Annotated in this window: 14 protein-coding genes; all 14 read right to left on the minus strand. The window is 63.1% G+C overall.

The window, feature by feature from the left end; all coding sequences use genetic code 11:
* Window positions 1-5: 5 nt before the first annotated feature.
* Window positions 6-746, minus strand: a complete 741-nt coding sequence (gene fliA / locus OZ911_RS20715) for an RNA polymerase sigma factor FliA (RefSeq protein ID WP_016488414.1) — start codon at window positions 744-746, stop codon at window positions 6-8.
* A complete protein-coding gene (gene fleN / locus OZ911_RS20720; RefSeq protein WP_016488415.1) occupies window positions 743-1,576 on the minus strand; it encodes a flagellar synthesis regulator FleN in 834 nt (277 codons plus the stop codon). Before fleN ends, fliA begins: the two co-directional genes overlap by 4 nt.
* A gap of 93 nt (window positions 1,577-1,669) precedes the next feature.
* Window positions 1,670-2,977 (minus strand): flagellar biosynthesis GTPase FlhF, encoded by a 1,308-nt coding sequence (flhF, locus tag OZ911_RS20725; RefSeq protein WP_016488416.1) that lies wholly within the window; start codon window positions 2,975-2,977, stop codon window positions 1,670-1,672.
* A gap of 11 nt (window positions 2,978-2,988) precedes the next feature.
* Window positions 2,989-5,118, minus strand: a complete 2,130-nt coding sequence (gene flhA / locus OZ911_RS20730) for a flagellar biosynthesis protein FlhA (protein ID WP_016488417.1) — start codon at window positions 5,116-5,118, stop codon at window positions 2,989-2,991.
* Between the two features lie 136 nt (window positions 5,119-5,254).
* On the minus strand, window positions 5,255-6,397 hold the full coding sequence (gene flhB, locus OZ911_RS20735; protein WP_016488418.1) for a flagellar biosynthesis protein FlhB: 1,143 nt from the start codon (window positions 6,395-6,397) through the stop codon (window positions 5,255-5,257).
* A gap of 2 nt (window positions 6,398-6,399) precedes the next feature.
* Window positions 6,400-7,176 carry a flagellar biosynthetic protein FliR gene (gene fliR, locus OZ911_RS20740; RefSeq protein WP_016488419.1) on the minus strand — a complete coding sequence of 259 codons (777 nt, stop codon included), beginning with the start codon at window positions 7,174-7,176 and terminating at the stop codon, window positions 6,400-6,402.
* A gap of 7 nt (window positions 7,177-7,183) precedes the next feature.
* The gene (gene fliQ / locus OZ911_RS20745) at window positions 7,184-7,453 is read right to left on the minus strand and encodes a flagellar biosynthesis protein FliQ (protein WP_016488420.1); all 270 of its coding nucleotides are present in this window, start codon (window positions 7,451-7,453) and stop codon (window positions 7,184-7,186) included.
* A 21-nt stretch (window positions 7,454-7,474) separates the two neighbouring features.
* The gene (gene fliP, locus OZ911_RS20750; RefSeq protein WP_016488421.1) at window positions 7,475-8,230 is read right to left on the minus strand and encodes a flagellar type III secretion system pore protein FliP; all 756 of its coding nucleotides are present in this window, start codon (window positions 8,228-8,230) and stop codon (window positions 7,475-7,477) included.
* Window positions 8,230-8,664, minus strand: coding sequence for a flagellar biosynthetic protein FliO (fliO, locus tag OZ911_RS20755; RefSeq protein ID WP_033734953.1), 435 nt, complete (start codon window positions 8,662-8,664; stop codon window positions 8,230-8,232). Before fliO ends, fliP begins: the two co-directional genes overlap by 1 nt.
* A gap of 12 nt (window positions 8,665-8,676) precedes the next feature.
* Window positions 8,677-9,144, minus strand: coding sequence for a flagellar motor switch protein FliN (gene fliN / locus OZ911_RS20760; protein WP_023048288.1), 468 nt, complete (start codon window positions 9,142-9,144; stop codon window positions 8,677-8,679).
* Window positions 9,145-9,191: 47 nt separating this feature from the next.
* A complete protein-coding gene (gene fliM / locus OZ911_RS20765; RefSeq protein ID WP_013973595.1) occupies window positions 9,192-10,160 on the minus strand; it encodes a flagellar motor switch protein FliM in 969 nt (322 codons plus the stop codon).
* Between the two features lie 9 nt (window positions 10,161-10,169).
* Window positions 10,170-10,667 carry a flagellar basal body-associated protein FliL gene (gene fliL, locus OZ911_RS20770; protein WP_016488424.1) on the minus strand — a complete coding sequence of 166 codons (498 nt, stop codon included), beginning with the start codon at window positions 10,665-10,667 and terminating at the stop codon, window positions 10,170-10,172.
* 351 nt (window positions 10,668-11,018) lie between these two features.
* Window positions 11,019-12,272 (minus strand): flagellar hook-length control protein FliK, encoded by a 1,254-nt coding sequence (locus OZ911_RS20775; protein ID WP_268968466.1) that lies wholly within the window; start codon window positions 12,270-12,272, stop codon window positions 11,019-11,021.
* 72 nt (window positions 12,273-12,344) lie between these two features.
* A complete protein-coding gene (locus OZ911_RS20780; protein WP_016488426.1) occupies window positions 12,345-12,692 on the minus strand; it encodes an Hpt domain-containing protein in 348 nt (115 codons plus the stop codon).
* Window positions 12,693-12,714: the final 22 nt, after the last annotated feature.

The raw sequence follows: 12,714 nt of genomic DNA on the forward strand, positions 1-12,714 counted from the left end.
CGGGCTCAACGTGCCCGCCATTCCCCCAGGCGGCTACGCAGGCGCGCGGCACATTGGCTGTGCAACTGGCTGACCCGTGATTCGCTGACCCCAAGCACCTCGCCGATTTCCTTGAGGTTCAGCTCTTCGTCGTAGTACAGCGCCAATACCAGGCGCTCACGCTCCGGCAGGTTGGCAATGGCCTCGGTCAGGGCAGCCTGGAAGCGTTCGTCCTCAAGGCCACGTGCAGGTTCGACGTGGCCACTGGCGCCATCCTCATGCAGCCCTTCGTGTTCGCCGTCCTGCAACAGGTCGTCAAAGCTGAACAGGCGGCTGCCCAAGGTATCGTTCAAGATCCCGTAGTAATCATCGAGACTCAACTGGAGTTCGGCAGCAACTTCATGATCTTTAGCGTCTCGACCGGTTCTGGCTTCAACGGCACGCATCGCGTCACTGACCATGCGGGTGTTGCGGTGCACCGAACGCGGTGCCCAGTCGCCCTTGCGCACCTCGTCCAGCATGGCCCCGCGGATGCGGATGCCGGCATAGGTTTCAAAGCTGGCGCCTTTGCTGGCGTCATACTTGTTGGCCACTTCAAGCAGGCCGATCATGCCGGCCTGGATCAGGTCCTCGACCTGCACGTTGGCCGGCAACCGCGCCAACAGGTGGTAGGCAATGCGCTTCACCAGCGGGGCGTAGCGTTCGATCAGCTCGTACTGGCCGTCTTTCGCTGCCCGGCTGTACATCTTGAAGCCGCTGGCATTCATAGCACGGGTCCCGCGCTGGTGGGCTGCACCAGACGCTCGACAAAGAACTCCAGGTGACCGCGCGGATTGGCCGGCAGCGGCCAACTGTCAACCTTCTGGGCAATCGCCTTGAAGGCCAGCGCGCACTTGGAGCGTGGGAACGCTTCGTAGACGGCGCGCTGCTTCTGCACCGCCTTGCGCACGCACTCGTCGTACGGCACGGCACCCACGTACTGCAGGGCCACATCGAGGAAGCGGTCGGTGACCTTGGTCAGCTTGGCGAACAGGTTGCGCCCTTCCTGCGGGCTCTGCGCCATGTTGGCCAGCACACGGAAACGATTCATCCCGTAGTCGCGGTTGAGCAGTTTGATCAGGGCGTAGGCATCGGTGATCGAGGTGGGCTCGTCACACACTACCAGCAGCACTTCCTGGGCGGCGCGAACGAAGCTGACCACCGACTCACCAATCCCCGCTGCAGTGTCGATCACCAGCACGTCGAGGTTGTCGCCGACTTCACTGAACGCCTGGATAAGACCGGCATGCTGGGCCGGGGCCAGGTGCACCATGCTCTGGGTGCCCGAGGCTGCGGGGACGATGCGCACGCCGCCAGGGCCCTGCAACATCACGTCACGCAGCTCACAGCGCCCTTCGATGACATCGGCCAGGGTACGTTTGGGGGTAAGGCCCAGCAACACGTCGACGTTGGCCAGGCCCAGGTCGGCGTCCAGCAGCATGACCCTGCGGCCAAGCTCGGCCAGCGCCAGGGACAAGTTCACTGAAACGTTAGTCTTGCCGACGCCACCTTTGCCACCGGTCACGGCGATCACCTGTACGGGATGCATGCTACCCATGTCTGTTCTTTACCTTGTCTCGCTGGGACTCAGGCCACACGTGGGGCAATTCTGCGTACCCCTTGGCATAGCTACTTTGCACACGCTTCATGGTCAACCCGCTCGCCGGGGGTTGTGATAGAGATCAGCGAACATGTCGGCCATGGCCTCTTCGCTGGGCTCGTCCTGCTGCTGCACATTGACCGCACGGGAGACCAGCTGGTGGCCGCGCGGCAGGTGCAGGTCGTCAGGAATGCGCGGGCCATCGGTCAGGTAGGCCACGGGCAGTTCATGACTGATGGCAAGGCTCAGCACATCGCCAAGGCTTGCCGTTTCATCCAGCTTGGTCAGGATGCAACCGGCCAGACCACAACGTTTGTAGCTGTGGTAGGCGGCGGTCAGCACCTGTTTCTGGCTGGTGGTGGCCAGCACCAGGTAATTCTTCGCGGCAATGCCACGCCCGGCCAAGGTTTCCAGCTGCATGCGCAGTGCCGGGTCGCTGGCCTGCAGGCCGGCGGTATCAATCAGCACAACGCGCTTGCGCAACAGCGGTTCCAGCGCCGCGGCCAGGGACTGGCCCGGGTCGACGTAGGTCACTGGCACGTTGAGGATGCGGCCCAGGGTCTTGAGCTGCTCCTGCGCGCCGATACGAAAGCTGTCCATGCTCACCAGCGCCAGGTTCTGCGCGCCGTACTTGAGCACGTAGCGGGCAGCCAGCTTGGCCAGGGTAGTGGTCTTGCCCATGCCGGCAGGGCCGACCATGGCAATCACCCCGCCCTCTTCGATCGGCTCGATTTCCGGCATTTCGATCATCCGCGCCAGGTGCGCCAGCAGCATGCGCCAAGCCTGGCGAGGCTCTTCGATCTCGGTGGTGAGGTCCAGCAGCTCACGGGCGATCGGCCCGGACAGGCCGATACGCTGCAGACGGCGCCAGAGATTGGCCTGCTGTGGCTTGCTGCCTTGCAGCTGGTTCCAGGCCAGCGAACCGAGCTGCACTTCCAGCAACTCGCGCAGGCCCGACAGCTCGGAGCGCATCGCATCGAACAGGCGCGGGTCGACCGGCGCGGCAGCCGGGGCAGCGGCGGGCTCAGGGGCATCGACGTGCGGCTCGATCAACGGCTCGGCGGCCGTCAGCGACTGCCCGGCAAACAATTGGCGGTTGTTGTCGCTGCTGTCCTGGCGGTGGTCCAGCTCGGCCTGGGCGGTAGCGATGCGCGTGTGGGTCTTGCGCAGCTCTTGTTCCAGCTCGGCGTTAGGCACGCGCGGGGCCAGGGCGGACAGCTTGTAGTCCAGCGCGGCCGTCAGTTCGACACCACCGGCAATGCGGCGATTGCCAATGATCGCGGCATCGGCGCCCAGCTCGTCACGGACCAGTTTCATGGCCTGACGCATATCGGCGGCGAAAAATCGCTTAACTTGCATTATCCACTACCTCAGCCGTTAGGGCCCACGGTGGCAACGATGGTGACTTGCTTGTTGTCCGGTATTTCCTGATACGCCAGCACATGCAAATTCGGTACAGCCAGGCGACCGAAACGCGACAGCATGGCGCGGATCGGGCCGGCGACCAGCAGGATGGCCGGCTGGCCCTGCATCTCCTGACGCTGGGCCGCTTCGATCAGCGAACGTTGCAGCTTCTCGGCCATGCTCGGCTCCAGAAGAACACCATCTTCCTGACCCTGCCCGGCCCTTTGCAGACTATTGAGCAAAATCTGTTCCAACCTTGGCTCCAGGGTAATCACTGGCAGCTCCGACTCAACGCCGACAATGCTTTGCACGATGGCGCGACACAATCCGACGCGCACCACCGCCACCAGCGCGGCGGTATCTTGACTCTTGCCGGCGTTGTTCGCGATGGCTTCGGCAATACTGCGAATATCGCGCACCGGCACCTGTTCCGACAACAGCGCTTGCAGCACCTTGAGCAGGCCCGACAAGGAAATGACACCGGGCACCAGCTCTTCTGCAAGTTTAGGCGATGCCTTGGACAGTACCTGCAGCAGTTGCTGAACCTCTTCGTGGCCGATCAGCTCGTGACAGTGCTTCTGCAAGATCTGGTTGAGGTGGGTGGCCACCACGGTGCTTGCGTCGACCACGGTGTAGCCCAGCGACTGCGCCTGTGAACGCTGGCCGACATCGATCCACACCGCCTCCAGGCCAAACGCCGGGTCGCGTGCGGCAATGCCGTTGAGGGTGCCGAACACTTGCCCAGGGTTGATCGCCAGCTCCCGGTCCGGGTAAATCTCCGCTTCGGCCAGGATTACCCCCATCAGGGTCAGGCGATAGGCGCTGGGCTGCAGGTCGAGGTTGTCGCGAATATGCACGGTGGGCATGAGGAAACCCAGGTCCTGGGACAGCTTCTTGCGCACACCCTTGATCCGCGCCAGCAACTGGCCGCCCTGGTTGCGGTCGACCAGCGGGATCAGCCGGTAGCCGACTTCCAGGCCGATCATGTCGATGGGCGTCACGTCGTCCCAGCCCAGTTCCTTGGTATCAAGCGCGCGCTGCGGCGAGGGCAGCAGGTCTTGCTGCCGCTGCGCCTCCTGCTGCGCGTCCAGCTTGGCCTTGTGCTGCTTCTTCCACACCAGGTAGGCACCGCCACAGGCCAGCAGGCCAAGGCCGAGGAAGGCCACGTGGGGCATGCCAGGCACCAGCCCCATGACGATCATCAGCGCGCCGGACACCGCCAGCGCCTTGGGCGAATCGAACATCTGCCGGTTGATCAGCTTGCCCATGTCCTCGGAGCCCGAGGCACGGGTAACCATGATTGCGGCGGCAGTGGACAGCAGCAGGGATGGCAATTGCGCCACCAAACCGTCACCGATGGTCAGCAAGGCGTACACCTTGCCGGCATCACCGAAACTCATGCCGTGCTGCAGCATGCCGATCAGCATGCCGCCAATCAGGTTGATGAACAGGATAAGCAGGCCGGCAATGGCGTCACCGCGCACGAACTTGCTGGCACCGTCCATCGAGCCGTAGAACTCCGCCTCCTGCGCCACCTCGGCACGGCGGTGCTTGGCCTGGGCCTGGTCGATCAGGCCGGCGTTGAGGTCGGCGTCGATGGCCATCTGCTTGCCGGGCATGGCGTCGAGGGTGAAACGCGCGCTCACCTCCGAAATACGCCCGGCACCCTTGGTCACCACCACGAAGTTGATGATCATGAGGATGGCAAACACCACGGCACCGACCACGTAGTTGCCGCCGATCACCACCTCACCGAAGGCCTGGATTACCTTACCGGCAGCACCATGGCCCTCCTGGCCGTGCAGCATGACCACACGGGTGGACGCCACGTTCAGGGCCAGGCGCAACAGCGTGGCCACCAGCAGGATGGTGGGGAAGGCGGCAAAGTCCAGTGGGCGCAGGGCGTACACGCAGACCAGCAGCACCACGATCGACAGGGCGATGTTGAAGGTGAAGAACACGTCGAGCAGGAACGGCGGTATCGGCAACATCATCATTGCCAACATCACCAGCAGCAGCAACGGCACACCCAGATTGCCCCGGCCGAGGCCGGCCAGGTTGTTGCGGGCGTTGCTGATTAACTGAGTGCGATCCACCGCGAGTCCTCTTGATGCAAAACTTTGACGCCCAGGGGGCGCCTGGGCGTGGCTTTGCAAGAAGCCTTCCAACTTTGCTCGGTGGGAGATTTATGTTTCCTGTGCCCGCGAAAGGGCCAGAAGCCCTGACACAAGGTCAACTGTCGCGGCGCAGGTCCGGCGGGATCGGCAGGTCTTCTTTCAACGGCTCTGGCCGCTTGCCCCTGCCAGCGCGGTACTGGCGGATCTGGAACACATAGGCCAGTACCTGCGCCACGGCCAGGTACAAGCCGGCAGGGATTTCCTGCTCAGGCTCGGTGGAGTAGTAGATCGCCCGCGCCAGCGCCGGCGATTCGAGGATCTGGATCTTGTGCTCCACACCAATCTCACGAATCTTCAGGGCCATGAAGTCGGTGCCCTTGGCCAGCAGCAAGGGTGCTGCCCCGCCCTTCTCCGGGTCGTACTGCAGGGCCACCGCATAGTGCGTCGGGTTGGTGATGATCACATCGGCCTGCGGCACCGCCGCCATCATGCGCCGCTGCGACATCTCGCGCTGCAGTTGGCGAATACGTTGCTTGACCTCGGGCTTGCCCTCGCTGTCCTTGTACTCGTCGCGCACTTCCTGCTTGGTCATCTTCATTTTCTTGTGCGTCTGGTACAGCTGGATGGGCACGTCCGCCGCCGCAATCAGCAGCAGCCCGGCCGACATCCACAACGCACTCCAGCCCACCACCTGCAGGCTGTGAATGATCGCCTGCTCAAGCGGTTCGTTGGCGATCGACAACAATGCCTGGCGGTCGCTGACCAACACCACCACCGCCACCGCCAGAATCACGAAGAATTTGGCCAGCGCCTTGAGCAGCTCGGTCAAGCCGTTCACCGAGAACATCCGCTTGATCCCCGACAGAGGGTTCATGCGGCTGAATTTTGGCTGCAGCAAGCTGCCCGAGAACAGGAAACCGCTAAGGGCAATGGGCGCAACGAAGGAAATCACGAACAGCAGGATAAGCACCGGCTGCACAGCCCATATCGCCATCTTGCCCGAGGCCAGCAGGAAGGCGCCCATTGCCCGCTCGTCGACAATGATGTCGCGCGTGAGGCTGAAGTTCATGCGCATGATGCTCAGCAACGTCTCGGCCATGTGACCGCCGAACGCCAGCAGGCCTCCAGCGCCAGCCAAGGTCACCGCCACCGTGTTCAGCTCCTTGGAGCGCGCGATCTCGCCTTTCTCGCGGGCATCGCGCTTGCGTTTCTCGGTGGGGTCTTCTGTCTTGTCCTGACCGCTCTCGCTTTCTGCCATGCTCAGCGCGCCCTCGCCAGTTCACGCAGCCATTGCAGCGCTTCGCTGGCCAATGCCTGATAGTGGGACAGCACATCGGCCAGACCCACCCAGAAAATGAGCATGCCCAGGACCAGGGTCAACGGGAGGCCAATGGAGAAGATGTTCAACTGTGGCGCGGCTCGGGTCATCACGCCAAAGGCGATGTTCACCACCAGCAAGGCGGCGACGACCGGCAGGATCAGCAGCAGGCCGGCCGCAAACATCCAACCCACTCGCCCGACCAGTTCCCAGAACTGGTTGACCACCAGCGCATTGCCCACCGGCAAGGTGGTAAAGCTTTCGGTCAGTACTTCGAACACCACCAGGTGGCCGTTCATCAACAGGAACAGCACGCTTACCAGCATGGTCATGAACTGGCTGATCACCGTGACGTTCACGCCGTTGGCGGGGTCGACCATCGAGGCGAAGGCCATACCCATCTGCACCGCGACGATCTGCCCGGCAATCACGAAAGCCTGGAACAGCAACTGCAGGGCCAGGCCGAACAGCGTGCCGACGATGATCTGTTCGCCACACAGCAACAGGCCTCGCAGGCTCAGCGGGTCGAATTCGGGCAGCGGCGGCAGCGCCGGCACGATCACCACGGTAATGGCCACCGCCACGTACAGGCGCACCCGCGCCGGCAGCATGCGAGTGCCAAAGATCGGCATGGTCATCAGCACCGCAGTCACCCTGAACAACGGCAGGATGAAGGTGGCGACCCAGGTGCCGATCTGCGCGTCGGTCAGCTCCAGCATGTCAGCGTCAACCGATGAGCTGCGGGATGTTGGTGTAGAGGGTGGTGATGTACTCCATGAACTTCTGTACCAGCCATGGCCCGGCAACGATCAGCGTAACCAGCATTACCAGCAGGCGCGGCAAAAAGCTCAGGGTCTGTTCGTTGATCTGCGTGGCGGCCTGGAACATCGCCACCACCAGGCCCACCAGCAGGCTCGGCACCACCAGCACAGCGACCATCAGGGTGGTCAGCCACAGGGCGTCACGGAACAGGTCGACGGCTACTTCGGGTGTCATCGGCGGCTCTCCTTGACGGCGTCAGACGCCGCCGAAACTGCTGGCCAGGGTGCCCATGATCAGCGCCCAGCCATCCACCAGCACGAACAACATGATCTTGAACGGCAGCGAGATGATCAGCGGCGACAACATCATCATACCCATGGCCATCAGCACACTGGCCACGACCATGTCGATGATCAGGAACGGGATGAAGATCATGAAGCCGATCTGAAACGCGGTTTTCAGCTCGGAGGTAACGAATGCCGGCACCAAAATCGTCAGCGGGACCTGATCGGGGCCGGCGATGTCGGTGCGCTTGGACAGGCGCATGAACAAGTCCAGGTCGCTTTGCCGGGTTTGCGCCAGCATGAAGTCCTTGAGCGGCACCTGGGCCTTGTCGATGGCCTGCTGGGCAGTCATCTGCTCCTTGAGGTACGGCTGCAGGGCGTCCTGGTTCACCCGGTCGAACACCGGCGCCATGATGAACATGGTCAGAAACAGCGCCATGCCGGTCAGGATCTGGTTGGACGGCGTCTGCTGCAGGCCCAGGGCCTGACGCAGGATCGAGAACACGATGATGATGCGGGTAAAACTGGTCATCAGGATGACGAACGCCGGGATGAAGCTGAGCGCCGTCATGATCAGCAGAATCTGCAGGCTGACCGAATACTCCTGCTGCCCGTCCGCCCCGTTGGACAGGGTAATGGCCGGGATCGACAACGGGTCGGCGGCCAGGGCCAGCGGCGCAGCCAGCAGCAGCGCCAAAGTCAACAACATACGCAGCGGGCCGCTCATCACTTCTTGTCCTTAGGGTCCTTGCCCATCAGCTCCATCAACCGCTGGGCAAATTCCGGCGTTGCCTGACGTGCGCCAGCCGGCACTTCCACGGGTTCGGCCAGCACATGCAGCGCCTCGATGCTACCGGGGGTGTGGCCAATCAGGATCTGCTCCTTGCCCACCTGCACCAGCAGCAGGCGGTCACGCGGGCCGATGGCCCGGCTGCCGACGATCTCGATCACCTGCCCGCCCTTCACCGCCGTGCTCTGCATGCGCCGCAGCACCCAGGCCAGAAAGAAGATCAGGCCCACCACCAGCAGCAGACCGAAGACCATCTGCGCCAACTGACCGCCAAGGCTGCCAGGCGCCGTCGCCGGGGTTGCCGCCGGCGTGGCTGCAGCCAGACAGGCCTGGCTGGCCAGCAGCGCAGCGAACGCCGCAAAGGCGCGCATCGTGCCCTTCACTCAGCGCAGCTTCTTGATACGTTCGCTGGGGCTGATCACGTCGGTCAGGCGAATGCCGAACTTCTCGTTGACCACCACCACTTCGCCATGGGCAATCAGTGTGCCGTTGACCAGCACGTCCAGCGGCTCGCCGGCCAGGCGGTCAAGCTCGATCACCGAGCCCTGGTTGAGCTGCAGCAGGTTGCGGATGTTGATCTCGGTGCTGCCCACTTCCATGGAAATGTTCACCGGAATGTCCAGGATCACATCCAGGTTCGGGCCTTCGAGGCTGACGTTTTCGTTCGGCTTCGGCGAGCTGGCGAACTCTTCCATCGGCATGCGGCCGGGGCCGCCGCTGCTGCCGGTGTCACCGCCCAGCAGCGCATCGATGTCGGCCTGCCCCGCCGAGCCGGTCTCTTCAAGGGCCGCAGCCCACTCATCGGCCAGCGCCTGGTCCTCTGCGGAGGTGATCTCGTTTTCGTTAGCCATGGTTTCCTCTACAGGCATTCAATTCGTTATGAGCGACCGGTACGCCGTCAGCGGCGTTCGATCGGGTCGATGATCTGCAGGGCCAGGTTGCCCTTGTGCGAACCCAGGCGCGCCTTGAACGACGGCACGCCGTTGGCACGCAGCACCAGGTGCTCGGGCAGCTCCACCGGGATCACGTCGCCAGGCTGCATGTGCAGAATGTCGCGCAGCTTCAGCTGGCGGCGGGCGACCGTGGCGGTCAGGGGCACGGCCACATCCAGCACGTCCTCGCGCAGGGCCTTGACCCAGCGCTCGTCCTGGTCGTCCAGGTCGGACTGGAAACCGGCATCGAGCATTTCCCGCACCGGCTCGATCATCGAGTACGGCATGGTCACGTGCAGGTCGCCGCCACCGCCGTCCAGTTCGATGTGGAAGGTGGACACCACCACTGCCTCGCTGGGCCCGACAATGTTGGCCATGGCCGGGTTGACTTCGGAGTTCATGTACTCGAAGGTGACCGGCATGATCGCCTGCCAGGCTTCCTTGAGGTCGACGAAGCACTGGTCCAGCACCATGCGCACCACGCGCAGTTCGGTAGGGGTGAATTCGCGGCCTTCGATCTTGGCGTGGCGGCCATCGCCACCGAAGAAGTTGTCTACCAGCTTGAACACCAGCTTGGCATCGAGGATGAACAGCGAGGTGCCGCGCAGCGGCTTGATCTTCACCAGGTTAAGGCTGGTGGGCACGTACAGCGAGTGCACGTATTCGCCGAACTTCATCACCTGCACGCCGCCCACGGCCACGTCGGCAGAACGGCGCAGCAGGTTGAACATGCTGATACGGGTGTAACGGGCGAAGCGCTCGTTGATCATTTCAAGGGTCGGCATGCGACCCCGTACGATACGGTCCTGGCTGGTCAGGTCGTAGCTTTTGATACTGCCAGGCTCGGATGCGCTTTCGGTCTGCACCAGCCCGTCGTCGACGCCGTGCAACAGGGCATCGATTTCATCCTGGGACAGCAGGTCCTGTACGGCCATTGCGGACTCCTACTGCAATACGAAATTGGTGAACAGCAACTGGTCGATGACCGGCTTGCCGACTTCCTTCTGCGCCACTTCCTGGACCACTGCGGTAGCCTTCTGGCGCAACATCTCCTGCCCGACCGGGCTGCTGGCCAGGGTGTCGAAACCCTGCCCGGAGAACATCATCACCAGGTTGTTGCGGATCACCGGCATGTGCACCTTCAGGGCATCCAGGTCAGCCTGGTTACGCGCCTGCATCGTGATGCTCAGTTGCATGTAGCGCTGGCGGCCGTTCTGGTTGAAATTCACCACGAATGCCGGGGTCAGCGCCTCGTAGATCGCCGCAGGCTTGACGTTGCCGGCGGCAGGCTCGGCGGCCGGGGCCGACTCGCTCTTGTGCATGATGAACCAGGTAGCGCCCACCGAAAGGCCGATTGCCAGCAACAGGCCTACGACCGCCAGCAGGATCAGCTTGAGTTTGCCTTTAGTGGCGGGGTCTTTGACTGCTTCGCTCTTCGCCATGCCAATAATCCGTCGTCCATCGGGGGTTCAAAGGTGGATGGCTTGGCTTGAGCAAGTGTTATGCCAGAATTCGGCTTCAGGGATTTTACGGCGGTGAGATCGAGCGCCGCCCGCGCGGCGCATCGCGAGCTGCGCTCGCTCCTACGTTTGTTGCGGGCCAATTAATCCTGTGGCATTTGCGCGCGTACGCTTGGGCGCATGGCACGTTATCACGTCCTGAAAACCAAGCGGTCGCGCGCGCCCGGCCCAGGCAATACTGGCCCGAAACAAACGTAGGAGCGAGCGCAGCTCGCGATGCGCCGCGCGGGCGGCGCTCGATCTAAGTAGGCGCCAAAACCCCCCAGCCATGCATCACGCGTAGTAATCAACCGCACTGTCGCCGATAACCACTTGCTGTTCCACAGGTCGGGCGCTTTCGACTGGCTCGGCCCCACCCTGCTCCGCCTGCCGCGCCGCCACCCCGGACAGGTTGCTGCCCTGCGCCTGCCCCTGCTGTTGCTGCCCACGCGACTGGTCGGCCACGTTGACATCTGGCTGCGCCAGCCCATGCTGGGCGAACAGTTCGCGCAAGCGGTGCACCTGGCTGTCGAGTGCATCACGCACACCGGCGTGGCCGCTGATGAAGGTGACTTGGGTCGATTGGTCCGTCGCAACATTGACGCGAATATCCAAACGGCCCAGCTCGGCCGGCTCCAGCTGGATATCCGCCGACTTGAGGTTCTGGCTGGACAAGTACATGACCCGGTTGACCAAGCCCTCGGCCCAGGCGCCCTGGTTCATCGGCAATGGCTGGTGCAGCGGGCCGGCATTGGCCGGTACGGCGTTGGCGGTCTTGGCCGTGGCAGCCTGGGTCAGGCTGGCCAGGCGGTTGGCAAAATCATCGATGCGGGTGTCGCTATCGGCGCTCTTGGTGTCCTTCAGGCCATCTTCAAGCAGGGCACCAAAAGCCTTGTCACCCGACTCACCCGCTTCACCCTCGGCATGCTCCACCAGGTTCGCCAAGGTATTGACGGTTGCCTGCCCATCTTCGCCCTGGGCGCGGGACGGGTCCAGGGCATGCGCCGAGGTAGCGCCTTTGGCATGGGCGCTGTGCTCCAGCGCCAGGCGCAAGGTTGGCAGGTTGGCCAACGGGTCGGCATCGGGGTCGAAGGCTTCTTCGGCAGATGGCGCTTCGGGCAGTGCCGCAGCCTGCGCCGTGGCCGCCTGCAGCACCGGCGCGACAGCCTCGGCCTGCGCCTGGATCAGCTGGGCGCCAGGCTGGGCGTCGGTGACCTGGCCGGCCACCAGGCTGGCATCACGCAGCGCGGTATCGGCCTGGGCAGCGTCATCAGCTGGCAACTTGTTGCCGTCATCGGCAACCGCAGTTTTCTCGGCGGGCTCTTTCTTGCCCCCCGCTGCCGCCTCAGGTTTGTCCTTGAGCTGGGCCGGGGCGACCTTGTCATTTTGCCCAGCGGCCTTGTCACGCCCCTGCCTGGCCATCACCTGGCCAAAGCCGTCACCCTTGTCACCCAACGCCTGCAGCGGTTTATCCGCCTGCGCGGTGGCCGAACGCGAGGTGCTTTTAATGGCGTTGGCTTGCAACAAAGGGTTGGGTGCGACAGGCATTGAGCGGTCTCCGCGCCAGGAACAGTAAAATCATCCAGCCAGAGAAAAGCAAGACTCGCGCCAACTCACGCATCAGCCTGCAGAAATACGCTGCTGCTCATCACGGTAAAAGCGCTGCACCACGCCATATTCCAGATCGATACGGTTGATCAGGTCTTCGATACCATACAGTGGACGCTGCCGGGCGCGGTCTTCCAGTTGCTGACACAAGCGAGCCAGGGCCACTGCGCCCATGTTGCTGCTGCTGCCCTTGAAACTGTGGGCGGCAGCACCGAGCTCTTCGGCGCTTTTGGCCGCGTGCAACTGGCTCAAGCGCCGCTCGGAATCGTCGAGAAAGGTCTTCACCAACTGCAGGAAGCCATCTTCCATGACTTCACGCAGGTCACTGAGGACCTTGTGGTCAATATGCATGTCAGTCACTTGCTCACTCCTTGATCAAGCC

The organism is Pseudomonas fortuita (assembly GCF_026898135.2).
Lineage (GTDB): Bacteria > Pseudomonadota > Gammaproteobacteria > Pseudomonadales > Pseudomonadaceae > Aquipseudomonas > Aquipseudomonas fortuita.